The 23,933-nt window shown below is 69.7% G+C and carries 21 protein-coding genes; 13 read left to right on the forward strand and 8 right to left on the reverse strand.

Annotated features, from left to right (window positions below; genetic code table 11):
* Positions 1–421: 421 nt before the first annotated feature.
* From V6V89_RS06115 to V6V89_RS06125, 3 genes are all read left to right on the forward strand, one after another.
* On the forward strand, positions 422–691 hold the full coding sequence (locus tag V6V89_RS06115; protein WP_334617961.1) for a helix-turn-helix domain-containing protein: 270 nt from the start codon (positions 422–424) through the stop codon (positions 689–691).
* Positions 685–888, forward strand: a complete 204-nt coding sequence (locus V6V89_RS06120; protein WP_334617962.1) for a hypothetical protein — start codon at positions 685–687, stop codon at positions 886–888. Before V6V89_RS06115 ends, V6V89_RS06120 begins: the two co-directional genes overlap by 7 nt.
* Positions 889–1,014: 126 nt before the next feature.
* Positions 1,015–2,247, forward strand: a complete 1,233-nt coding sequence (locus tag V6V89_RS06125; RefSeq protein ID WP_334617963.1) for an MFS transporter — start codon at positions 1,015–1,017, stop codon at positions 2,245–2,247.
* A 28-nt stretch (positions 2,248–2,275) separates the two neighbouring features.
* Here V6V89_RS06125 and V6V89_RS06130 read toward each other — a convergent pair whose 3' ends face one another.
* Complete coding sequence (locus V6V89_RS06130; RefSeq protein ID WP_334617964.1) at positions 2,276–2,506, reverse strand: hypothetical protein; 231 nt, start codon at positions 2,504–2,506, stop codon at positions 2,276–2,278.
* A gap of 38 nt (positions 2,507–2,544) precedes the next feature.
* Here V6V89_RS06130 and V6V89_RS06135 point away from each other — a divergent pair, with 38 nt between their 5' ends.
* Both V6V89_RS06135 and V6V89_RS06140 read left to right on the forward strand, forming a co-directional pair.
* Positions 2,545–3,903, forward strand: coding sequence for a TolB family protein (locus tag V6V89_RS06135; protein WP_334617965.1), 1,359 nt, complete (start codon positions 2,545–2,547; stop codon positions 3,901–3,903).
* 248 nt (positions 3,904–4,151) lie between these two features.
* Positions 4,152–4,859 (forward strand): HAD family hydrolase, encoded by a 708-nt coding sequence (locus tag V6V89_RS06140; RefSeq protein WP_334617966.1) that lies wholly within the window; start codon positions 4,152–4,154, stop codon positions 4,857–4,859.
* A gap of 174 nt (positions 4,860–5,033) precedes the next feature.
* On the opposite strand, the gene V6V89_RS06145 is transcribed toward V6V89_RS06140, so the two are convergent.
* Positions 5,034–5,504 (reverse strand): winged helix-turn-helix transcriptional regulator, encoded by a 471-nt coding sequence (locus tag V6V89_RS06145; protein WP_334618144.1) that lies wholly within the window; start codon positions 5,502–5,504, stop codon positions 5,034–5,036.
* 86 nt (positions 5,505–5,590) lie between these two features.
* Between V6V89_RS06145 and V6V89_RS06150 the strand changes: the two genes are divergently transcribed.
* The 4 genes from V6V89_RS06150 to V6V89_RS06165 all read left to right on the forward strand — a co-directional run bounded on the left by V6V89_RS06150 (position 5,591) and on the right by V6V89_RS06165 (position 10,284).
* The gene (locus V6V89_RS06150; RefSeq protein ID WP_334617967.1) at positions 5,591–6,952 is read left to right on the forward strand and encodes an MFS transporter; all 1,362 of its coding nucleotides are present in this window, start codon (positions 5,591–5,593) and stop codon (positions 6,950–6,952) included.
* Between the two features lie 126 nt (positions 6,953–7,078).
* Positions 7,079–8,722 carry an AMP-binding protein gene (locus V6V89_RS06155; RefSeq protein ID WP_334617968.1) on the forward strand — a complete coding sequence of 548 codons (1,644 nt, stop codon included), beginning with the start codon at positions 7,079–7,081 and terminating at the stop codon, positions 8,720–8,722.
* Positions 8,719–9,621, forward strand: coding sequence for a phosphopantetheine-binding protein (locus V6V89_RS06160; RefSeq protein WP_334617969.1), 903 nt, complete (start codon positions 8,719–8,721; stop codon positions 9,619–9,621). The genes V6V89_RS06155 and V6V89_RS06160 overlap by 4 nt, the downstream gene beginning before the upstream one ends.
* 102 nt (positions 9,622–9,723) lie before the next feature.
* Positions 9,724–10,284: a peptidase inhibitor family I36 protein gene (locus tag V6V89_RS06165; protein ID WP_334617970.1), complete on the forward strand. Its 561-nt coding sequence runs from the start codon at positions 9,724–9,726 to the stop codon at positions 10,282–10,284.
* Between the two features lie 67 nt (positions 10,285–10,351).
* Here V6V89_RS06165 and V6V89_RS06170 read toward each other — a convergent pair whose 3' ends face one another.
* Both V6V89_RS06170 and V6V89_RS06175 read right to left on the reverse strand, forming a co-directional pair.
* A complete protein-coding gene (locus V6V89_RS06170) occupies positions 10,352–14,662 on the reverse strand; it encodes an nSTAND1 domain-containing NTPase (protein WP_334617971.1) in 4,311 nt (1,436 codons plus the stop codon).
* 12 nt (positions 14,663–14,674) lie between these two features.
* Complete coding sequence (locus V6V89_RS06175) at positions 14,675–15,382, reverse strand: NUDIX hydrolase (protein WP_334617972.1); 708 nt, start codon at positions 15,380–15,382, stop codon at positions 14,675–14,677.
* 100 nt (positions 15,383–15,482) lie between these two features.
* On the opposite strand from V6V89_RS06175, the gene V6V89_RS06180 reads away from it, so the two are divergent.
* Positions 15,483–16,250 (forward strand): AfsR/SARP family transcriptional regulator, encoded by a 768-nt coding sequence (locus V6V89_RS06180; protein ID WP_334617973.1) that lies wholly within the window; start codon positions 15,483–15,485, stop codon positions 16,248–16,250.
* Positions 16,251–16,472: 222 nt separating this feature from the next.
* On the opposite strand, the gene V6V89_RS06185 is transcribed toward V6V89_RS06180, so the two are convergent.
* Together V6V89_RS06185 and V6V89_RS06190 are read right to left on the reverse strand one after the other, a co-directional pair.
* Positions 16,473–16,961, reverse strand: coding sequence for a DoxX family membrane protein (locus V6V89_RS06185; protein WP_334617974.1), 489 nt, complete (start codon positions 16,959–16,961; stop codon positions 16,473–16,475).
* 159 nt (positions 16,962–17,120) lie between these two features.
* The gene (locus tag V6V89_RS06190) at positions 17,121–18,119 is read right to left on the reverse strand and encodes an AraC family transcriptional regulator (protein WP_334617975.1); all 999 of its coding nucleotides are present in this window, start codon (positions 18,117–18,119) and stop codon (positions 17,121–17,123) included.
* Between the two features lie 183 nt (positions 18,120–18,302).
* On the opposite strand from V6V89_RS06190, the gene V6V89_RS06195 reads away from it, so the two are divergent.
* From V6V89_RS06195 to V6V89_RS06205, 3 genes are all read left to right on the forward strand, one after another.
* Positions 18,303–18,929, forward strand: coding sequence for an anthrone oxygenase family protein (locus V6V89_RS06195; protein WP_334617976.1), 627 nt, complete (start codon positions 18,303–18,305; stop codon positions 18,927–18,929).
* 111 nt (positions 18,930–19,040) lie between these two features.
* Positions 19,041–19,901, forward strand: coding sequence for an alpha/beta fold hydrolase (locus V6V89_RS06200; protein WP_334617977.1), 861 nt, complete (start codon positions 19,041–19,043; stop codon positions 19,899–19,901).
* Positions 19,902–20,128: 227 nt separating this feature from the next.
* On the forward strand, positions 20,129–21,313 hold the full coding sequence (locus V6V89_RS06205; RefSeq protein ID WP_334617978.1) for an MFS transporter: 1,185 nt from the start codon (positions 20,129–20,131) through the stop codon (positions 21,311–21,313).
* A 69-nt stretch (positions 21,314–21,382) separates the two neighbouring features.
* On the opposite strand, the gene V6V89_RS06210 is transcribed toward V6V89_RS06205, so the two are convergent.
* Together V6V89_RS06210 and V6V89_RS06215 are read right to left on the reverse strand one after the other, a co-directional pair.
* The gene (locus tag V6V89_RS06210) at positions 21,383–23,098 is read right to left on the reverse strand and encodes a carboxylesterase/lipase family protein (protein ID WP_334617979.1); all 1,716 of its coding nucleotides are present in this window, start codon (positions 23,096–23,098) and stop codon (positions 21,383–21,385) included.
* A 20-nt stretch (positions 23,099–23,118) separates the two neighbouring features.
* Entirely contained in the window at positions 23,119–23,727 is a 609-nt protein-coding gene (locus tag V6V89_RS06215) for a TetR/AcrR family transcriptional regulator (RefSeq protein ID WP_334617980.1), read from the reverse strand.
* Positions 23,728–23,933: the final 206 nt, after the last annotated feature.

Raw genomic sequence — 23,933 nt, forward strand, 5'->3', positions numbered from 1 at the left:
TGGAAACGTGCACGTCCGGTTCTGAGGGGGCGGCGGCGCAGCAATGCGCCGCCGCTACCCGGCAGATCAGCGTATGGTGCCGCTCGGCCGTGTTGACAGGCGTATGGCGCTGGATGTTTGGGGCGTCGGCTCGTACACGAGCAGAAGTGCGCCCGAATCGAACGGCCGCGTCCGGGTCAACCGTAGTTCGGTTCGCGGATACAAGCCGTCGAACAAGCGCGGGTGCCGCCACCGAGGGGCACCGGGTTCACAATGATCCGGTACTCGTCAACGACGCCCATTTGCGGCGGCAGCGCTCGCCGCTCGTCCCCGGCGAACAGTGCCAGGTTCCGGCCGTCTCGCTTGAGCTGGTTGATTGCCTCGGCCGGGTCGTCCTGAAGGACGTACGAGTTGTGCCAGTCGTTGTAGCTAGCATCGCGTCATGGCAGTCACCGGCCGACCCCGCTCGTTCGACGACACCCAGGTCATCGCCCACGCCAAGGAAATCTTCTGGCGGCGTGGGTATGTCGGCACGTCGATGCGCGACCTCAGCGACGAACTGGGCGTCCTTCCCAGCAGCCTGCACGCGGCCTTCGGCGGCAAGCGCGCGATCTTCCTGAGGCCCTCGACCACTACGCCGAAGACGCACGCGAGGCTGCTGCGGCACTCCGAGCGCAAGAGCCGGCGCTGTCCGGGGTGCGCCAGTTGTTGACCGACGCACTCGACGGGGCCCGAGCCATCCCCGGTCGTGGCTGCATGCTGGGCAACACGGCCACAGAAGTACGTTCCACCGACGACGACGCCCGCCGGACCGTACTGCGAGCCTTCGGTGACCTGGAAGCTGGAATCGACCCGAGCCGGCTCAGCGACGCCATCGACGCGGCCCTCTTCGCCGTCTCTGCGCGGTAATCGTCCTCGTTGGGCATGGCGTCGGACGTTGGCCGTGTTGGAGCGTCACTGGGTCGCTCACGCCGGTCCCGGAGAAGCTCCTGACCGCCGCCATCGACCGTGTGACGAGAGGGTTGAGGAGACCGAGTGGTTGAAGCCCCGCCATCAGCGGTACCCGGGACGAGCCGGCCGTACGCGGCGGTCGGCGCACTGTTGGCGTTCTCCGTCGCGGCGTTCTGCTACGTCGCCATGGAGACGCTCCCGATCGGGCTGCTGGAGCTCATCGCCGAGGACATGCACGTGTCCATATCGGACGGTGGTCTCCTCGTCACCGGCTACGCCCTCACCGTGGTGCTGGTATCCGTGCCGCTCGCGCACGTGACGCGGGGGATACCACGCCGGCTCCTGATGGGTACGCTGCTGGCGGTCCTCGTCATCGCCACGGTGGTCTCGGCAACCGCGCACGACTACGCGGTTCTGCTCACCGCGAGAGTCGTGGTCGCCTTGACCCAGGCGCTGTTCTGGGCGGTGGTCGCGCCCGCCGCGGCCGCGATGTTCCCGCCGCACATTCGGGGCAGGGTGACGTCCGTCGTGTTCGCCGGAGCCTCGCTCGGTCCAATGCTCGGCGTACCCGCCGGCACCTGGCTGGGTCAGCAGCTCGGCTGGCGGGCGGCCTTCTACGCCCTCGCCGGCCTGGCGTTCGTGGCGTTCGTGGCCGTCGTCGTCGTGATGCCCAAGGCTCCGGTAGCCGAGAGTCACGCCGCCACGGGGAGCAGCCCGAGCCGCGGCCGGTACTGGATGGTGATCGCCACCACGGCCTTGTCCGTGGCGGGTCTCTTCACCGTGTTCACGTATACGACGGTCTTCCTCACCGATGTCACCGGCATCGCGCCGGCCGCCATCGGCCTGATGTTGCTGATTCGGGGTGTTGCCGACTTCGCGGGCATCGCCGCCGGTGGCGTTGTCAGCGACCGTAACCAGAGGCTGGCGGTAACCGGCCCCGTGGTCCTGCTCGCGGCATCGCTGTTCGGCATGTTCGCGTTCGCTCGGACTCCCGTGCCGACAGTGGCGATGCTGGCCGTCTCCGGGTTCGCCATGGGGGCTCTGACCACTGGCTTGCAGAATCGAGTCATGACGGTGGCACCGGGAAGTACCGACATGGCATCGGCGGGCAACTCCGCCGCTTACAACGTCGGAATCGCCGCCGGTTCGCTGCTGGGCGCGGGCATCCTGCCGGCGTTTGGAACGCGCGGCACCGCCCTGGCCGGCGGACTGATCGCCGCCTTGGCACTCGCGGTGACAGCGGCGGAACCGCTGGTCGCCGGCCGTCTTCTCGACCGTAAATCGTGGACGAGAGCAGAAGCACCTCGGCCGGAATGAGCACGCCGCCGAACCGATCGCCGAGATCTCAGGGAGCCTGCCCCGGGCGTGACGTGATCAGGACCGGGCTGCTGAGGATGGTGGTGGCGCCGCGTAGGAGTTCGGCGCGCAGGTCGTGCGGTGGCACGTCGGGAAACTGGCCGATGGGGTCGGTGGCGGCGGCGAACGCCTGGGCCGCACGGACCCGTTGGCGCCAGACGGGGTTGGGACCGCGAGCAGTTCGATGGCTCGTCGCGCTCCGGTGTCGGGTGCTGGACAACGGCGAACAATCGGGGGCCAGCCGGTGACCAACAGGGTATGACAACTCGATTCGAGGCACCTGCCATGCGGCACCGGCATGTCCGTCCCCGCACCCACCGTCCGGTCCACCTGGCTGCCGCCGGCGGTATTGCCGTGCTCGGCTGTCTTGCCGCCGGCGTTCCGCCTGCCGCCTCCGCCGCGGCGGCCCCGGCGACCAGCCGGATCAGCGTGGACAGCAGCGGTGGCCAGGCCACGGAGTACCGCAGCGAGCCCTTCGCGGCGAGCGCGGACGGCCGGTACGTCGCCTTCACCACCGCCGCGCCGAACCTGGTGCCGGGCGACACCAACAACACCTGGGACGTGCTGGTCCGCGACCGCCGTACCGGCACCACCAGCCGGATCAGCGCGTCCAGTGCCGGTGTGCCGGGCGACAGTTCCAGCTACGGCCAGGCCATGAGCCCGGACGGCCGGTACGTGTCCTTCACTTCCGATGCCACCAACCTGGTGCCGGGCGACACCAACGGCGCCTACGACGGCTTCGTCCACGACCGCCGCACGGGGACCACCAGCCGGGTCACGCTGACCGACGGCGGCACCCAGGCCGACGCCCGCAGCTATGCGCCGGCCATCAGCGCCGACGCCCGGTTCGTGGCCTTCGTCTCCGACGCCACCGACCTGGTGCCCGGCGACACCAACGGTGTGGCGGACATCTTCCTGCGTGACCGGCGGGCCGGTACCACCGTCCTGGTCAGCGGGGCGCACGCCGACGCCCCCTCCGACGCGCCAGTGATCACCGCGGACGGCCGCTACGTGGCGTTCACCTCGGAGGCGGCGCTGGTGCCCGGCGACACCAACGGCGTGAACGACGTGTTCCAACGCGACCTACGCACCGGGACCATCCGGCGGGTCAACGTGTCCACCACCGGCGCCCAGGCAGACGCGCTCACCGTCTCCCCGACGATGAGCGCGGACGGCCGCTACGTGGCGTTCACCTCGGAGGCGGCGCTGGTGCCCGGCGACACCAACGGCGTGAACGACGTGTTCAGGCGTGATCTGCGCACTGGCACGACCGTCCAGGTCAGCCTGGCGGCTGACGGCGGACAGACCGTCGGCGGAAGCAGCTACGGCCCGATGATCAGCACCGACGGCCGGCACGTCGTATTCGGCTCCGACGCCGCCAACCTGGTGCCGGGCGACACCAACGGCGTGGCCGACGTGTTCCTGCGTGACCTGCGCACCGGCACGACCGTCCGAGTCAGCCTGGCGGCCGACGGCGGACAGCCCAACGGGGCCAGCAACGACGGGGTGCTCATCCGCGACGGCCGATCCGTCGCCTTCTCCTCGGCCGCCACCAACCTGGTGCCCGGCGACACCAACGGCTTGATCGACGCATTCCTGCGCCGTCTATCCCGCTGATCCACTCGCGTACAGCACGAGGGCCCGGCTTCGTGAGAAGCCGGGCTCTACGACGGCCAACTAGTCGGCCCGCAGGACAGCTTCGGGCTGCCGCGACGGCGACCGCCGAATCCTTCATCGCCGCCTCCCTGGTCGCCGGTGGACCTTCCTTGAGTGTTACCCAGTCCGGATGGTCGGCCACCTCGACGAACAAGGTTGCCATCGCACTCTGATGCGAGGCCGAGGATGCGCGGCGGATAGGCTACAGCGTGATCATCAACGAGGCGCCCGAACCGATCAAGGGGGTCATCTTTGACTTCCATGCCACGCTGGTTGAGGGCGGCGACGCCCGTCGTTGGATCGAGGCCGCTCTACGCCGTCTGGCCGAGCAGGGGAACGCGGAGCCGGACCTGAGCGCCGACCAGATCGCGGGCCTGGGTGAGCATCTTGACCAGATCTGGCAGCACGCCCACACGATCGACCCCAGAAGCGAGCGCGATCTGAGCCAGGATCGCCATTGGGACGTCTTCAACAGGACGGTCGCGTTGTATCCCGGCATCAAACCCGATCTGATCGCCGCGCTGTACGCAGTGATGCCGGATCAGTGGGTGCCCTTCATCGACACCCTCCCTGTCCTTCGAGAACTGAAGTCGCGCGGCGTCAGAATCGTGGTGCTGTCCAATATTGGGCTGGACATTCGTCCGCTCCTCGATCGGGTCGGTGTGAGCGGTCTACTCGACGGTGTAGTGCTGTCCTTTGAAGTAGGTCTGGTGAAGCCCGACCCGGCGATCTATGCCCGCGCGCTGGAGCTGCTTGATGTTCCGGGCAGCCAAACCTTGATGGTCGGCGACAGCCCCAGAGACGACGTCGGCGGAGTTTCGTTGAAGATCCGAACGTTGATCTTGCCTCGGACCCAAGGCCCGGTGCACGGCCTGGGCACGGTTCTACAGATGGTCGGCGGTCCGGGGGTGGTCTGAGATCCTCGGCGGACAGTGTGGCTGGGTTGCGTCAGGATGCTGAGACGCCACCCACTACCAGGCCGGGCCTGAAACCACCCACGAGAACGTCAGGAGATCCCTATCCTTCGTGTCGGCCAGCCGCGGCCGCGCGTCGGGCGGGGCCGGCAGCCCCGACGACTTGCCAAGCGCGCCTTAGCCGAGCGTCGGTGCCCCCAGCTTCGCTAGGACGCTGTTCTCGCCAATGAAGACGCACCCGCCTCGGCGTACCGTATCGGTGATCATCGCGATCATCTCCGGCTTCCGTGAATCGACCAGGTCGACCCACTCCATCGGGGCCTGTGTGTGTGGATCGACGCGTGCGCTCCAGGCGGCGATCTCCACGAGGATGGGGATCAACGCCAGCCCGGTCTCGGTCAACTGGTAGCTCACTCGTCGCCGGTCGGCCGGATCGGGACTGCTGACGAGCACTCCTGCTGCCTCCAGTTGGGTCAGTCGGGCGGACAGCACGCTGGGTGCGATCTTCTCCTCGGAGGCGAGGAACTCCTTGAAGGTGTGCTTACCGAAGTACACGATGTCGCGCACGATCAGCAACGACCAGGGGTCGCCGAAGGTTTCGAGGCCGAAGTTGATCGGGCAGTGCGACTTGCCGCTCGCGCGTTTCATGGTCACCCACTTGACTATGATGATGATAGTGAAATAGCCTGACGCCAGGATAGGTCACTACGGTCATCATAGTAAAGGCGGACACGATGCGCACCTTCCACCGACTGGTTGCCAACACCCTGCTGGCCGGCATGACGAACAACCTCATCTGGTTCGCGTTGACCTTCTGGGCCTACCTGGAGACGAAGTCCGTCATCGCGACCTCTGTGGTCGGTGGCGCATACATGCTCATGCTCGCCGGGAGCGGCCTGTACTTCGGCACCTTCGTCGACCGGCATCGGCGGAGAACCTCGATGCTGGTCTCCAGCGTGGCGTCGCTGACGGCGTACGCACTGGCGGGAGCCCTTTACCTGGTCACCCCGGCGGAGAATCTCCGCGATTTGGGCCGGCCCGAGTTCTGGGGGCTCACCCTGCTCGTGCTGGCCGGCGCCGTCGCCGGGAACCTGCGCACCATCGCGCTGTCCACCTCGGTCACGCTGCTGGTTCCGCAGGAGCAGCATGCCCGGGCTAACGGCCTGGTCGGCACCGTCAACGGCATCTCGTTCGCGCTCACCTCGGTCTTCAGCGGCCTCGCCATCGGGCTGCTCGGTATGGGCTGGTCGCTGCTGATCACCCTGACACTGACCGGGCTGGCCCTGGCGCACCTGTCCACCATCTCGCTGCCCGAGCCCGCTCCCGAGCCGCAGTCCGGCAACGCCCCGGCGTTCGACCTGCGCGGCGCTCTCGCCGCAGTGCGCGCGGTGCCCGGCCTGCTCGCCATCCTGTACTTCAGCACCTTCAACAACCTGCTGGGCGGCGTCTTCATGGCGCTGATGGACCCGTACGGCCTGACGCTGGTGTCGGTCGAGGCGTGGGGCGTGGTGCTCGCCATCAGCAGCGCCGGCTTCATCATCGGCGGCCTGATCGTCGCCCGCCGCGGCCTCGGCGCCCGCCCGGTGCGCGTCCTGCTGCTGGCCAACATGGCGATGTGGACCGTCACCATCCTGTTCCCGATCCGGTCCTCGATCGTCATGCTGACCATCGGCTTCCTGATCTACCTGATCCTCATCCCGGTCGCCGAGAGCGCCGAGCAGACCGTCATCCAGCGCGTCGTCCCGCTGGCCACGCAGGGCCGCGTGTTCGGCTTCGCGCAGAGCCTGGAGACCGCGGCCTCGCCGGTGACCTCGTTCCTCATCGGACCCATCGCCCAGGTCTGGGTCATCCCGTTCATGACAACCGGCGCGGGTGCGGCGACAATCGGCGGCTGGTTCGGCACCGGCCCGGACCGCGCGATGGCGCTGCTGTTCATCGGTGCCGGGTTGATCGGTCTGGTGATGACGATCGTGGCGATGCGCTCCCGGGCGTACACCGCCCTGTCCGCCCGCTACGCCGACACGACCCAGGCGTCGCCCGCCGCCGCCCAGGCACCCAGCCGCGACCAGGAGCTCGAACTCGCCACAGCGGCCTGACATCGACCCTTCCGGCAGGCCCGGCCTCCGCAGCGCGCCGGCCAAATACAACATCGACTCGCCCGTTCCGCCGTGGTACCGGCCGGTTCTGATCCGACTGTGACCGATGCGGTTCATCGTGCATCCATGCGGACGGTGGTGGATGAGATTGTTGATCGGGCCGGTGGGACCTGCGCGCTAACTGTGTTGGGCGGCGCGGGCGAGACCATCGCGGCGGTGCCGTGGGCGGTCGTGCACGGGCAGGCCCGGCGAATGGCGACCGTGCTGGCCGCCGGCGGAGTGGGGCGTGGGTCGCGGGTCGGCCTGGTCGGTGACACCGGGGTGGACCTAGTGGCCGCGCTTCAGGCGGTGTGGCTGCTCGGCGCGGCGGTGACCGTCCTGCCGCCGCCGGCCCGGGGTCGGCTGGGTAACCTGGTCGCGATCGCCGCCGACGCGGGCCTGGACCTGGTGGTCGCGGAGTCGGACGTGGCCCCGCTGGCCGAGGTGACTCGGGTGGTGTCGCTGGCCGCACTGGCGGTTTCGGCGCGGGCGGCGGTGCCCGCGAGCCCGCACCGGCCGGCGCCGGAGGATCTGGCGATCCTTCAATACACCAGCGGTTCTACCCGGGCTCCGCGGGGTGTGCCGGTTACCCATCGGCACCTGGCGGCGAACATCGCGGCGATCAAGGAAGCGATCGACTTCTATGGCCCCCGACCTACGCGGATGCTGTCCTGGCTGCCGCTCTACCACGACATGGGACTGATCGGGTTCCTGATCCTGCCGATGTCTGCCGGCTGCCCGCTGGTGCTGCAGTCCCCGCTCAATTTCGCCCGACGTCCGGCGAGCTGGTTTCAGGCGCTGTCCCGGCACCGGGCCACGACGACCGGCGCGCCGAACTTCGCGTACCACCTCATGACCCGCCTGCTGGCCGCGGATCAGGAGCTGGACCTGCGCGCGGTGCGGTTCATGCTGACCGGCGGCGAACCGGTCGACGCGGAGATGATGGACCAGTTCGCCGGCGCCGCCGGCCGGTACGGCTTGGACCCGTTGGCGATCGTGCCAGCGTATGGGCTGGCCGAGTCGACGCTCGCCGTCACGTTCTCTTCGCTGGGTGCTGGCGTGCGGGTCGATGCCGTCGACCCAGGTGCTCTGGAGCATCACGCTCGCGCCGTACCGGCCACGCCGGGCGGCCCGGCCCGGCGGCTCGTCCGGCTCGGCCCCGCTGTCCGGGGTACGACGCTGCGCGTGGTCGATCGGCACACCGGTGCCCCGGTGGGCGAGCGGGTCGTTGGACACGTCGAGATCCGTGGCCCCTCTGTCGTGGGCCACTACTGGGGGGAGCCGCAGCCACCGGCCGGATGTTGGTTGCGCACGGGAGACCTCGGCTACCTCGTCGATGGCGAGCTGGTGGTGTGTGGCCGGTACAAGGATGTGCTGTTCGCCGCTGGCCGCAACATCTTCCCGCAGGACGTGGAGGCCGCGGCCCAGGTGTCCGGCGTACGTCCCGGCGCCGCCGCCGCGTTCGGCGTGCCACACGATGCCGGCGACCGGCTCGTCGTCGCGGTCGAGTCCCGCGCCGCGGACCCCGCACAGCTACGCCATGACGTGGCCGTCGCCGTGCTCGACGAGGTCGGCCTGACTCCGGCCGATGTGGTGACGCTGCTACCCGGGCGGCTGCCCAGGACCTCCTCCGGCAAGCTTCGCCGCGCCGAGACTCGTCGCCGGTACCTGGCCGGCGAGTTCGACGGCGCCCGCATCATCCAACCAGTCCAGAAAGGAAGCTTTCGATGACCACCCTCGACACCAGAGGTGACCCGAGCAGAGTTGACCCGAGCAGGGTGGCGCCGAGCCGGGAGGCGTACCGCCGCGAGCTTGCCGACCTTCTCGGCCTCGACCACGCCGCGCTGCCCGACGCCGCCCGGCTCGTCGACGACTTGGCCTTGGACAGCCTGGCCATGATGCGGCTGCTCACCTGGCTGGAAGCCGGCGGCGTCACTCTCGACTCCGCCAGCGGCCGGCCGACGAGTGTTGGCGGGGTGCTGTCGCTCTTGGAGAAGGCGACCTTTCCCGGCCTGTCCATCCGGGTGACCGGTGGTCCGGACCCGCACCCCGTCGGGCCCACCGACGTCACCGCGAGAGCGCAACCGGCAGTCGATCCGCTCGTCCCGGTGCTAGAGACACACGCGTTCCGGTTGGCTCCCATCGAACCGAACGACATGGGCTTTCTGTACACCCTCGCCATCCAACCGGAGACCTGCTTTCGCTGGCGGTACCGCGGCGCCCCGCCACCGTTCGACCGGTTCACCGCGGACCTGTGGAAGCAGGTGCTCGTGCAGTATGTCGCCCGGCGCGCCCAGGACAATGAGCCTGTCGGTCTGGTTGTCGCATATGGCGCCAACGTCAGCCTGCGGCACGCGTATCTGGGTGCCGTGTTCCAGCCGCGATGCGCTGGCACCGGGCTCGCCGCGCAGATAGTGGCGCTGTTCGCACGGCATCTGTTTCACACGTTCCCGCTGCGCAAGCTGTACCTCGAGGTCCCCGGCTTCAACTGGCCGCAACTGCGCAGCGGCGAGAATCGGCTCTTCCAGGTTGAGGGCGTGCTGCGCGACCACCACTACTACGCCGGACGGTACTGGGATCAGTTCGTCTGCGCGATCTACCGCGACGAGCCCATCGAGGACGCACGGTGATCCGGCGCCGGCCGGCGCGCGCCCGATCGCCGCCTCTTCACGGCCTGCACCACGTCGACATCGTGACGACCGATAGAACACTCAACCAGAATGGAGATTCTCGTGCACACTGCAAATCGTCGCCGGCAGTTGCTGGCCATGGCCGGTGCGACAGTCGGCCTCGCCTCTGTCCTCGCACCCTCGGCCACACCCGCCTACGCCGGCACACAGTCGCAGGTGGACAGCGGCAAGTCGCAGGCCGGCCTGACTTCGGCCGACGCGCCGGACGCCGTGGCCGGCGCAGCCGCGAGCGGCTGGCTCGGCGTCGCCGCCGCGGCGCCGGACAGCGACGACGTGACGGTCGCCGCGCCGCTACGCAACGGCGTCTGCGATCCCGGAGAGATCTGCGTCTACAAGAACAGCAACCGGGAAGGCCCGATCATCGACTGGGCGCGCGGTGACGCCGACTACCACTACGGCAACGACAGCTGGCCGATCGTGGGCGGCGAGGTCATCAACGAGGCGTCGTCGGTATGGAACCGCACCGACTGCGAGGTGCGTCTCTACGCGGACGACAACCACAATGGCAACTCGACTCCCGTCGGCGCCAACCGCTGGCGCAATCTCGGCGGCACCCCCGTCGGCAACGACAACGCCGAATCCCACAAGTCGTTCTGTCCCTGATCCCGTCCGCTGATCAGCGTCTGGTGAGCTCTTGGCGGCAACCGGGAGCTCATCAGGCGCCGCGGGATCAGTGCGGGCAGGCGGGGGTGCCGGGCGTACCCGGGGGGAGGGTGCGGCGCTCGGCGGCGGTCAGATCGCGGCCGATGGCGCGGCACAGGTGCTCGGCCCAGCGCTCCGGTTCCAGCGGCATCCGCATCAGGCCGGCGGACCGCATCCAGATGAGTAGGGTGTCACCGTCGGCCGAGAGCACGGGCCGCACGTTCAGCGAGTCGATGTCGATTTCGGCCATGATGGAGTCGCGCGCCAGATCCCAGATCCGCAGTCCGCCGCCGATCTTGACGATGATCCGGTCGCGGGTCGGGAAGTGCACGATCGAGTGGTACGGCAGGCCGGCTGGCAGCACGGTCAGCGCCTCGATGACGCGCAGCCGCTGGTCCACGTCCCAGACGTCCAGCGCGCCGTCCGCGCCCAGTACGGCCAGGTGGCTGCCGTCCGTGCTGAACCTGACGTCCACGATCTCGGCGGGACGGTCGAGCGGGAAACTGGCCACCCATGCCTTATCCGTCAGGCTCCACACCTCGACCGTGCGGCTGTTGTCGAACGCGAGCTGGTCGTGTCGGGGTCGGAGGGAACAGCTGTTGGTGCCTGCGAAGGTCGGCAGCTCCGTCCGGTCGCGCCAGAGTCGGATCCGGTCGACCAGCGTGCCAGATCGCAGGTCGATCCGGCTGGCGTAGCCGGCGAAGAGAACGGCGACTATGTCCGGATCGGGGGTGTCGGCCGCGCAGAGGCCGTAGAAGAGCCCGTTCGCGACCACCTCCGGCTCGGTGTGCAGCGGTAACCGTCGCCCCACGACGCCGAGCGATGGCACGTCCCGCACCACGAGATTGTTGGGCGCGACGCGGGTCAGCAGCCGGTCGTCGGCGGCGAACCGCACCAGCGTCTCGTTCTTGCCGGCCGCGACCGTCGTTCCTCGCTGGCCGGTGTCGGTGTCCCAGATGGACAGAGCCGGGGGTTTCGAGGCGGCGGTGGCGGCCACGGGCTGTCCCGGCCCAAGGAGCGGGCCGGCGGCGAAGTCCGGCTCGAGGCCTCGATTGAGCGGCGCGAAGTCGGCGGGTGCCAGGTCCACGACCGCGATCGCCGAACCGGCCGCGCTGACCACCCGGACGGTGTCGCCGACAGCGGCGATGTCGTACGCGAGAACGGGGCCGCTGTTGGGCGGCAGCACCGGATACGCCATGGCGCGTCTCTCAGTGTCCATGAGGGACGCCCGGACGCGGAGGTGCTGGTTGCGGCCCTCCAGTGGAGCACCGGTGACCAGGAAACGACCACTGTGGTCGGTCGGCACGCCACCGTGGATAACGCTGCCGCTCTCGTCGAGCGCGTAGTCGGACAGATCCGGGCACCGCGCGCCAGGTGCCGGCAACGAGGTCTTCTTCCGCGTGACGAGGTTCCAGGCGGTCAACGTCGTGCCCGCGCACGTGTACGCCGTACGCCCGTCGCTGCTGACCGCCGCGCCGTTCGCGCCGGCCCCGGTCATCCGGGCGTCCTCGTTGGTGCTCAGGTCCCAGACGGTGAGTGTGCCGTTCACCGCCACGACGAGGTCGTCTCCGGATGGGCCGAACCACGCCTGGACGCGTTCGGCGTCCCTGACCTGATCGATGGCGTCCGCGGGCAGGGTGACGGCCCGGCCCTCGACGTCCCATGCCTTCAGGCCGACGCGGGGCTGCACCGCGAGCAGGCGCCGCCCGTCGGGGGCGAAGCGCAGCGAGGGGATACCGGTGAGGAGGTTGCCGAACTCGCCCAGCGCCACCCTGGCGCCGTCCTGCCCCCAGACGGCGACCCGCCTCGACCCGTCGATGCCCGCCACCCGCTGCCCGTCCGGGCTGAGGGCGATCCCGGTCAGTCCACTGTCGAGGTACACGGGCGTGGCCGGCTGCTCGTTCAGGCGCCAGAGCACGCCGCCGCCGGTGCCGACCGCCGCGATCACCTGGCCGTCGGTGCTGACCCGCACCTGTCGCAGGTACGTCACGTCGCTGGGGAGAAGGCGGTCGGTCGACCGGTACCGCTGGTACTGGCCGGCCAGGTGGGCCAGTACGGTCGGGTCCGAGTTGGCCCGGTACGCCGCCACCGTCATCAGCGCCGCGGTGTCCGGCTTGTTCGGCGCGACCTCGCCGGCGTCGGTGACCAGCGCGTGCGCGGCGTTTTGCCGCACCTGCTCGGCGAGTTCGCCGCCGCGCTTGGTCAGGATGACCGTCAGCGTGCTGGTCAGCAGGGCGAGGATGGCGATGAGGGCAGCGGCGCCGCGCCACGCGGCCGTCCGGCGGCGGTGCCGGTGCAGGCTGCCGGCGATGAACCGGCGCTCCTCGCCGGTGATGTCCTGGGGGTGCTCGCGCAGCCACCGCCGGGCCTCGGACAGCCGCTGCCCGCGCAGCGGCTCGCCGCGCTGCTGGCTCTCGCGCAAATCCTCCTGCCAGGCGCGGAAGTCGCGTTCCTCGGCGAGCCAGCCGGCCAGGCGCTGCCAGTGCGTCGCGAGGGCGGCGTGCGCCAGGTCGTAGGCCGGCTCGCCGCCCGCGTCCACGCTCTCCACCACCAGCCTGGTGGCGGCCAGCCGCCGTGCCACGGGCCGCAGGCCCGGGTCCAGCGCGCCCGCCCGGGCGGTGCGGCGCACGACGCCGTCGGCACCGATCGGGCGGGTCAACTGAGGCAACAGGCGGCGGGCCGCGGCCCGCTCGTCCGGGTCGAGGTCCGTGGCCCAGACCCGTTCGGCGTACCCGGCCAGCGCGCCCTCGAAGCCGCCGAAGCCGTCGTAGACGGCGTGCGTCAGCAGCGGCCCGTCCTGCTCCTCCCACAGCCTGGTCAGGGCGAACTGGATCAGCGGCAGCGAGGCCGAAGCGCCGCCAGCCGCCACGATCCGGTCGACCAGGCCCTCCTGGAAGGTGACGCCGGTCGGCCCGACCGGGGCTTCGATGGCGGCCCGGAGCTGGTCGGGCCGCATCGGCGTGAGCAGGAAGACGGAGGTGCGGGCCAGCTCGCCCAGGCCGAGCCGGCCGGCCGCGAGGTCCAGCGCCTCGGTGCGCAGCGTCAACACGACGTGCACCGGCAGGGCACCGGTGGCCAGTCTGGCCAGCAGTCCGGCCAGGTCTTCGGCCGCCCCCTCGTCCAGTTCCTCGAACTGGTCCACGCACACCAGCAGGCGAGCCGCGCCGGTCTCGGCCAGCACCGTGCCGACCAGGTCCGGCAGCCGCCCGTCGGCGATCATGCCGGCCATCGCGGCCCGGCGCGGCGACGTGTCGGTGCCCTCCGGGTGCAGCAGCGGCAGCAGGCCCGCGGCGAGGGCCTTGGCGGCGGGGACGCCGGCCAGCGGGCGGAACGCGGCGATGGCCCACCCGTGCGGGCGCAGGCGTGGCTTCAGCCCGGCGTGCAGCAGCGACGACTTCCCGCTGCCGGACGGACCGGTGACGGCGACGAACCGTCGCCGTGTCACCAGGTCGGCGAGTTCGTCGGCGAGCTCGCCGCGGCCGAAGAACAGGTCGGCGTCCTGCTCGCCGAACGCGGCCAGGCCGGGGTACGGGCACGGTCCGGTCTCGGCCCGCCGTGCGGGCGGCGGCGCCGGTACCGGTCGGACGACCCGCTCGGCCATGGTGACCGCGAAGGCGGCCGCGTGTACCGCCGCGCGCGGCTGCCAGCCATGCGCGTCGGTGCGCCGCTTGTGACCGCCGGCAGCGTCGCTCACGCCTCGGATGGTGACCGCCCGGTAGAAGTCCTTGCGGAGTGCGGCCTCGGCGACGCCGACGCTTTCCATGTCGATCGCGATCGCGTCGCTGAAGTTTTGGAAGATCGTCTCGGCGATCGGTCCGGTGTGGGTGTCAAGCACCACGTCGCCGGAGACCAGCGGCTTGAAGTGCACCCGGGCGCCGCCACCGCCGCCGCCCAGCGACGCGGTCCAGTCACCGGTACGCGCCACGCCGCGGGCGATCTGCTCCAGGCGATGGGCCAGCGGCCAGCCCTTCGGGCGGACCCGTGTGCCGCCGGGCTCGGCCCGGGCGCCCTGGTAGGCGTACACGTGGGTGGCCACCACCACGTCGCCGAGTCTGGTGTCGTCCACGAGCCCGCCGGCGATCCCTACCAGGAACAGCGCGCGTGGCCGGAACTCCTCGATGGCACGGCCGGTCAGCGCGGCGGCGGCCACGTTGCCCGGACCCATGACCGCGAGGGCCACCCGGCAGGCGCCGCCGCGCAGCACGCCGACCGCGTAGCGCGTGCCGTCGGAGTCGACGTGCTCCCGCGGATCGGCCAGGTACGGGTACACCGCGTCGTATTCAAGACCCAGCGCGGTGAGGACGACGACGTCCACACCAGCATCCCGCGACCGCGTCACGGGCGCATGGTATTAATCCGTGTCCATTCCGATGTTGGTGCGCAGCATCGGCGGATAGAGCGTCTTCGCCGGACCAGCGCGGTAGAGCGCCGCCGGTCGGCCGGGGACCGAGCGCCTGGTCTCGCCGGTCGGCACCACGAACCCGTCGGTGCCGGTCACCTTGCGGTTGAAGTTGCGTGCGTCGACCGGACCGCCCCACACCGCCTCGTACACCCTTCTGAGCTCCCCGATGGTGAACGTTTCCGCGCAGAACACGGTCGCGAGCGTGCTGTGCTCGAGCTTGCTGCGGGCGCGTTCGAGGGCGTCGGCGAAGATGTCGTTGTGGTCGAAGGCGAGCCGGTCCACCCGATCCACCGGCTCCCATCGGGCGTGACGGGCGTCCGAACCGGCGATCGGGACCGGCAGCCTGGGCGCGATCGCCAGATAGGCGACGGTGACCACGTGGTCCCGCGGGTCCCGGCCGGGCTCGCCGTAGGTGGCCACCTGCTCCAGGTGTAGGCGGGCGTCGTCCAGGCCGGTCTCCTCGGCCAGTTCCCGGCGGGCGGCGTCGGGGAGGTTCTCGCCCTCCCGCAGAAACCCGCCGGGGAGGGCGAGCTGTCCCTGGTACGGCTCCTTGCCGCGCTCGACCAGCAGGACGTGCAGGCCCTCCTCCCGGATGGTCAGGATCACCAGGTCGACGGTGACGTAGAGGCGGGCGTGCCTTCGCGATACGGCGGCCATGACCATGAGACTACGTCATAAATGTCAGCTTGACACTAATGGGTGACGACAGTTAGTGTCAGAAAGGCATTAATGAATGTCCGATGTGGAACGAGGGGCGATGGACATTCGACTGCTCGGCCCGGTGGAAGCGTGGCTGGACGGGGTCCGCCTCGCCCTCGGGCCGCGAAAACAACGGTTTTGTTTCGCGCTGCTGGCGTTGGAGATCAACCGTGTCGTCAGCGTCGACCGGTTGGTCGACCTCACGTGGCCGCGATCTCCGCCGCGGACCGCGCGGCACGCCATCGCGGTCAACGTCTCCGGGCTGCGGGTGGCGCTCGGCCTCGGCCAAGGCGCCCGGCCGGCCGAACTGGCCACCCATGGACGCGGGTACACGCTGCGCGCCGACCCGCAGTGCGTCGACGTCCACCGGTTTCGGGCGCTCGTGCAGCAGGCGCGGGAGACCGCGCGCCACGCCGACCGGCTGGGCCCGCTGCGCCGGGCCCTGGCCCTGTGGCGAGGCACCCCGCTCGCCGACGCCGGCCCTCCGGAGATCGTCGACCGACTCACCCACAGGCTCATCCAGGAGCGACTGGCGGCCGAGGAGGAGCGGCTGGACGCCGAACTGCACGTCGGCAACCACACCGGCGTACTGGGCACGCTGGTCGAGATGGTGGCCCAGCACCCGCACCGGCAGCGACTCGTTGGTCAGCTCATGCTCGCCCAGTACCGGTCCGGCCTCATCGCCGACGCGCTGGCCACCTATCGCATCGCCCACGCCAGGATCGCAGGCGACACCGGCCTGGACCCCGGACGGCGACTACGCGAGCTGCAAAGCGCCATCCTGCGCGGCGACCACCAGCTCGACCTGCCCGCGACCGGTCGGTGAGTCGTCACAAGCCGGACCGGGGCTCCGCAGCGGTCAACCGCAACATCGACGCCTCCGCCGGGGAAGCAGCCTGAACTTGAGCTCGATCAGGTGTCGTTCGGCTACGAGCCCGGCCACCAGGTGTTCCCCCGACCGTGGGCGAGCCCGCGGTGCTGCGCCGGCTCACTACGGGAGATGGGCTCCACCTCCCGTAGAGGTGGAGCCCATCGGCCGGGGCTGGGGTCATTGCACCAGCCGGGCGCCCAGTGCCCGCGCCGCTACCACCATGCCGCCGGTCGCCAGGACGATGTCCTTGAAGACGTACTGGGCCTCCAGTGTGGGCGTGCCGGGGAACATGTCACCGTAGAAGAGGACCAGCGGCGACATGATGCCGACCAGAGAGGCGGCTAGCACCAGTAGGCCGGCGCGGAGGAACTTGCCGCTGATCAGGGTGATGCCGATGACGCACTCGGCGACCGCGGTCAGCAGCACTGCCGCGCGGCCGGAGACGATGCCCAGTGACAGCGTGTCGATCGTGCGGGCGACCAGGGCTTCGGCTGGACTGGCGCCGGGAAAGAACTTCAGGACGCCGAAGCCGAGGAAGACCACGCCGAGGCTGACGCGGAGCAGGTCGATGCTGTGTTTGGCCAGCCACTGGGTCAGGCGCGTGACCACCTCGTCGAGGAACATCTGGTGGCGTGGGGCCGCGGGTCGGGGAGTCGTGACAGTCATGGTGTTCGCTCCGTTCGAGAGGCGTTTCGTCAACGCGTCCAGAGTGGTCGGAGCTGGGCTTGTGGGCGTCCGTCGGTCACCGTCATCGGGGGTACGGCGTCGCGCGCATGGACCTCGCGGCGTGTACGCACGCCGATGTAGACGCCCTGCGTCGCGCTCTCAGCCTGGTGTGGCGGCGGTCAGCGCGCGGTCCTGATCGCTGGTGCTTCTCCTAATCGCGCCCGGCGAGACGCCGATGATGCGCTTGAAGGCGCGGCTGAACGCGGCCTCGGACCGGTAGCCGAGCCGGTCGGCGAGCTGGCTGACGGTGGAGCTCTCCTCCTTCAGTGCAGCTACCGCGAGGTGCATGCGCCAGCGTGCGACGTAGCTCATCACCGGCTCGCCCACTAGATCGGTGAAGCGAGCGGCGAACGCGGAGCGCGACATTGCCAGCTCGTGGGCCAGCGCGGCGACGGTCCAGTGCCGAGCGGGGTCGCGATGGATGTTTGAGATGGCGCGGCCGATTTGGGGGTCATGGAGTGCTCCCAGCCAGCCCTTCTGCGCGGCCGGGTCGCTCTCCATCCAAGCGCGGATTGCCTGAATTACGAGGATGTCCCCGAGGCGTGTGATCACGGCCTCGCCTCCGGGCCGGAATTCGCCGGCCTCAGAGGCCATCAGTCGTAGGAGGCTGCGCATCCACTCCAGGCGGGGTGAGTTGGACGCCTCGATGTGGATCGTGCTCGGCAGCATCTCGATCAGGTTGGCTGCGGCCGGGTGTTCGAAGCGGACGGCCCCGCAGATGAGGCTGGTAGGCGCGCCACCTTCGCCGTGGCGAAGGATTTCGTAGCGATCGCTGACGGGCTCACGCTCCAGGTCGAGAATCCCCGGCGCTGGAGCACCCGGTTCGCTGCGCAGGACATGACCGTCCCCGTGCGGCACGAGCGCGAGGTCTCCGAGTTGGATCCATCCCTGCTCCTGCTCGCCGGTCTCGAGCCAGAACCGGCCCGAGGTGACCACGTGGAACCAGAGGTATCCCGGCATTGGCGGCAGCGTGATGCCCCAGGCTGCGGTGAGCTCGGAGCGGCAGTAGTACGCGCCGTTCATTCGCAGAAAGTGCAGTGCCTCGCCGAGGGGATCCGCCGGCGGGAAGGGATCGGGCGTTTCCATGACGTCAAGCATGCGCGCTGCCTACCTAGTCATCCAATGCCGTGGACGAGTAAGCATGGATCCCGTCGTTTTGGTCATGGACAGTCCCATGCGAGCGCGGAAGTCTGGACGTGTTGCATTCACGACCAGAACGGTTGACCCAGGGTGCACAGAGGACAGACGCCCACAACAGCCCCGGGGCCGAAGGAGGCCAACATGGCCAGCAACAACACCACACCCCGAGACCCCGCCAGTGGAGACCGACGACGGATGGGCGGGGATCACCCACACCCGACGAGCCCTGACCGCGCCGCGGGGATCGTGCTCGGCGCGGCCGTGATCGCCATGGGACTGCTGGCAGGGCTCTTCTACGACTGGTCGATCGCCGTTATGCCGGGTCTGACCGCAGCCGACGACCGCACGCTTGTCGATGCGATGCAACAGATGATCGACAAGATAGAGAATCCGGCCTTCTTCCTCATCTTTTTCGGTGCTCCGGCGCTCGCCGCGGTCGCTCTCTTTCAGGCGCGTCGCTCCGGCCCGCCCAAGACCGCCGGCTGGATCGTCGCCGGCCTCGCTCTCTATACGATGACGGTCGTCGTCACCTTCGCGTTCCATTTCCCGCTCAACGAAGACCTGGTGAAAGCGGGTGACCCCGACCAAATCGAGAATCTGGCCGCTGTACGCGACGACTTCGTTGCGCCCTGGGTGGCCTGGAACATCGTCCGGACGCTGGCCTCGACGGCGGCCTTCGGCTCCCTTGTCTGGGCGCTCGTCTTGCACGGCCGTATGGGGCGAGCGCAGCAGCCACACGGGACCAGGCCTCGAGGCTACGCAGCATGACTCTCGCGAATCCGCCAGAAGTGTCGGCACCCACGGCCGCGAAGAGCCGGCATCCCGCACTGATGAGCGCGATCCGGTCGGTAACGTTCCCACGTCCTAAGGAGACGCCAGGTGACGTCGATAGAACTTCCGCACGGAGTCGTGAGTTACCGGGTCGCCGGCCCGGCCGACTCGGCCGCACCGCCGGTGGTGTTTGTCCACCCGTTCCTGATGGACGGGTCGCTCTGGTCCGGTGTTGCCGACCTGCTCGCGGCACAAGGCATTCGCTCCTACGCGCCAGACTGGCCCCTAGGCGCCCACCGCACCCCGATGAAGCCGGGAACCGACCAGTCACCGCGCGGCGTCGCCAGGCAGATCCTGCTGTTCATCGAGGCGCTCGACCTGCGTGACGTCACGCTGGTGGGTGGCGACACCGGTGGCGCGCTGTGCCAGTTCCTGCTCGACACGGACCCGAGCCGGATCGGCCGGGTCGTCCTCACCAACTGCGACGCCTTCGACACCTTCCCGCCATTTCCGTTCAACGTCATATTCGCCCTGCTCAAGGGCGAGACGCGAATGAAGATCAACCTACAGCCGATGCGATGGCGCGCCTTCCGGCACTCGCCGTTGGGGCTAGGGCTGCTCGCCAACAAGCTCGACCCGGCACAAACACGAGCCTGGATCGAGCCGAGCCTCAGGGACAAGGCGATCCGTAGGGATGCTGTCGAGTTCCTCAAAGCGGCCGAGCCCAAGGACCTGCTGGACGTGTCGACCCGGCTTAGCCAGTTCACCGGCCCGGTCACCATCGTGTGGGGCACCGCCGACCGCGCCTTCACCACGAAGCTAGGCCGTCGACTACAGCACGCCTTCGGTAGTGCCCACTTCGTGGAAGTCCCGAACGCCAAGACACTCGTCTCGCTTGACGCTCCAGTGCAACTCGCCGATGCCATCGCCGCCTGCACGGCGCAAAGCCCGCCCAGAGGCGCCGAGTGAAGCCGATCCGTATCGTTTGTTGGCTAGGTTCTTGACCATGCACGCTCATAGCGCGGCAGCCGCCGTGACCGCGATTGGCAGGACAACGGTGGTTGCCTTCGCAGCGGCGGTGTTAGCGGTAGCAACGGGAACGGCGGTGGCAGGTAGCGCTGGCGGGACTGATTGGAACACCCCACGTGCCTAGCGGCGTGAGTTCCGGCCCTGGCGGGCCGGGGACGGGCGGTCGTGTGAGCGCAGTGGGGCTGCTGGCCGCCAATCGCGGCTTCCGGTCCCTGTGCGGGGCCCGTTTTCTGTCCAGTGCGGGCGACGCGCTCAGCCTGGTCGCGCTCATGGTGCACGTCGCGGACTCGACCGGGCAGGCGCTGGCGGTGTCGGTGCTGCTGCTGGTCGGTGACTTCGCGCCGTCGCTGTTCGGGCCGCTGACCGGGGCGATCAGTGACCGCTTCGACCTGCGCCGGGTCATGATCGGCTGCGAGCTCGCCCAGGGGGCGCTGCTCGTGCTGATCGCCCTCTCGCTGGACCACCTGCCGCTGGTGCTGGTCCTGGTGGGCCTGCGCGCGTTGGCCGGCCAGGTCTTCTTGCCGGCCTCCCGGGCCGCCGTACCCGCCCTAGTGCTGGACCGCGACCTACCGGTCGCGAACTCCACATTGGGCTTGGGCACCAACGGTGCCGAGGCCGTGGGCCCCTTGCTCGCCGCCGCGCTGCTTCCCTTCGCCGGGGTACGGGGCGCGCTGCTGGTCGACGCCGCCACCTTCGGACTCTCGGCCCTATTGCTTGCCACGCTGCGTCCGATCCCGCCGGCGCCCGCCGCGCCCGCGCTGCTCGCCGGTGCCCGCGAGGGCCTGCGCTTCATCTGGTCCACGCCGGCGGTACGGGTGATCGCGCTCGGCTTCTGCGCCGTGGTCGCCTGCAACGGCATCGACGACGTCGCCCTGGTGGTTCTCGCCAAGGACACGTTCAAGACCGGCGACGCGGCGGTGGGCATCCTGCTGGCCGGCGTAGGCATCGGCCTGCTCGCCGGGTACGCACTGCTGTCCCGGTACGCCGGCCGGTTCGCCATGGCCGGGCTGCTGGTCGCCGGGTTCGCGATCAGCAGCGTCGGCAACCTGCTCACCGGACTGGCCTGGGCGGTCGCGGCGGCGTTCGCGCTACAGACCCTGCGCGGGCTGGGCATCGCCGCGATGGACGTGGCCACCAACACCCTCGTCCAACGGCAGGTCCCAGCCGGCCTGCTCGGCCGCGTCTTCGGCAACCTGTACGCCGGCATCGGCGCCGCCGCCGCCCTCTCCTACGTAGCCGGCGGCCTGCTCCTGGACGCCACCTCAGCACCAGCGACCTTCCTGATCGCCGGCACCGCCGGCACCCTCGCCACGATCGCGGTCGCGGCCCGCCTGCCACGAACCCTCCGCTAGCGCTGTGACCGGATACGTTCGCCGGGCGGAGGTGTGACGTGACCACCGGTCCCGTTGCCGTGCACCCCGTTACCGTGCAGTCCGCCGCCGGCCGGAAGTGTCCAAGGCGGCCCAGAAGTCAAGCTGGTGTTCGGCGGCGTAGTCGACCGGGCCGATGCGGTCGGGCGCGAGCGATTGGACGTGTGGCACGCCTTCGGTGGGCCGGAACCGTGGCCACCGGTTGAGCTCGGCGCCGTTTGGGTCGCCGGTACGCGCGAAGTTCGTCCAGTAGCGGATCATCAGGTCGGACAGTCGGATCTGCTGTGCGGTGGCGGTGTCGGTGAACTGCTTGTCGCGGAACACGTATGGCGTGTCGCCTGCGTGGTAGGCGCCGGCCGGGAAGTCGTCTGGGAACGGCAGGTACACGGGCGCGTCGCGGTCAGCGAATTCGTAGGCGTAGGTGGGTACTCGGGTGGCCAGCGCCCGGTGCTGCTCAAACGTCGAGCGCGCCCACATTCGGTCGGTGAGCAGGCTGGCCCAGGTGATGCTCGGTGACTCGGTGTTCGTGAGCGGGTAGCGCCGCATGATCGATTCGACCTGGTCCGCTCCGAACGCGGCGGAGATCAGCTCCGGGTACTGCTGTGCGGTCAGTGGATTACCGGCGAGCACCCGGAACAGTCCGACGAACGTACGGTGCTCGTCGCGGGTGGCGCCAGAGACCACCGGCATCCGGTGGAAGCGCCCCTCGCGCAGCGCCGTGGCGGGCAGCTCTGGCAGTATGCGTCCGCCGTACGCGATTGGCTGGAAGATGTTCATTACCTGGGGGAACTCCAGGATCTTCTCGACGGGGAGCGCGCGGAGGCAGTGGAGCGCGGCGGCGGGGTCGGTCGGGTCGCAGCCGAGTTCGCCGGCGACCCAGGTGCCGGCCTCGGTGACTTCCGTTTCCGGGCGCCAGCCGTACCACGGCAGGGCGCCGAGGCCGGGGTACAGGGCCTCGGCGGGCAGGTCCATCAGGGCGAAGCCGCTCTCGATGATGGCGCGGTCGAACAGGCCCTTCGACCGTGGCGCGGTGAGGTGGGCGGTGGTGGCGAGGCCGCCGTAGGACACGCCGAACAGCGTGACGTTGCGTGGGTCGCCGCCGAACGCGTCGATGTTGCGCCGTACCCAACGCAGCGCCGCCTGCTGGTCCTGGAGTCCGAAGGTGCCCGCGCCGTCCAGTCCCGGAAGGCCGAAGCCACCGAAGACACCCAGCCGGTAGTTGATGGTGACCGCGATGACGTCACCGTCGGCGGTCAGCCGGTCGGCGTTGAAGAAGTGTCCGGCCCCGACCGCGCCGTCGCCGTGGATCCACACCATGACCGGCTTACGGGCACCGCGGCGCGCGTCTCGGGGTGCGATGACGTTCAGCGACAGGCAGTCCTCGTCGACACTGGTCACCTCCGCGTACGACGAGGGCAGCTGCGGGCAGGGGCTGCCCGGGTTGGTGGCGTCCCGCGGCTGTGTCCACGGTGTGACCGGCTGGGGTGCCCGCCAGCGGAGGTTTCCCGCGGGCGCGGCAGCGTACGGGATGCCCTGGAAAACGCGGTGCTCCGCAATGACGGTGCCGCGCACCGGGCCGGCATCGGTCTGCACGATGGGGTGCCCGTTCATCGGCGTCCTCACCTGGTGGTCGACGGCGGCGGCGCCGGTCGTCGGGGTTATGAGCACTCCAACCAGCGCCACGGCCGGCAGCCGGTGTTTGAGGCCATTGCCGCGCCGCGCCTGGCCGTCGGCGTCGGGGCTGATGCGTGCCGCGTCGTCGTTCATGCTTGTCCCCTTCCAGGTGTTTACTTCTGGGTGGCCCGTTCGACCAGCGCGACCAGCTCGCGCCGGTATGGCTCCAGGTCCAGTTCGGGATCGGCTGCGAGCTGGCTGATGACGGCGTTTCGCAGCGCCATCACCGCCACCGCCATCACCCGGGTATCGAAGCGGCGGAACTCGCCGTCGCGCTGCCCCTGGCGTAGTAGCTCCTCCATCGCGGTCAGGTCCGACTCGGCGATGTTCGACGCGAGGGTGGCGGCGCCGCCACCGCCGGCCCTCCGCGCGTTGCCGAGAATGTCGGCCAGGGCCAGCAGGTAGGTCCGGTGCTCACGCATGAAGTCCACGTTGGACTCCAGGAAGGCGCGTAGCTGGCCAGCCGCCGTGCTCTGCGCATCAACCCGGGGAAGCACGAACGCGGTGAACTCAGCGAGCACCCGTCGCGCCACCTCGTCCATCAGCTCGTCCCTGCCGGCGAAGTGGTAAGAGATCAGCCGCGTGCTGCTTAGCCCCGCACGCTTCGCGATCTGGACGAACGAGGCCCCAGCGGCTCCCAGCTCGGCGATAGTCGCGATGGCGTGCTCGATGATGTGCGCCCGTCTCGCCTCGTTCGTGAACGTGCGCGCTTTTACTTGCACGAGTAAAACCTAACACGGCCAAGTAAGGGCCGCCAGCCGCGCATGGCCGCTGGGCTCGTCCCGGACCTCGTGTCCTTGCCACCGTGGCTGGCGTCAACCAGGCTTACCGCGGTAGCTCTACTCGGCGCCCGAGAACCGCGGAACCGCAACATGGCACCCAAACGCCGAAGGTCAACGGCCAGATGGTTGGACGCCCCGCATCGCGG

Source organism: Micromonospora sp. CPCC 206061 (genome assembly GCF_036906915.1).
Classification (GTDB): Bacteria; Actinomycetota; Actinomycetes; order Mycobacteriales; family Micromonosporaceae; genus Phytohabitans.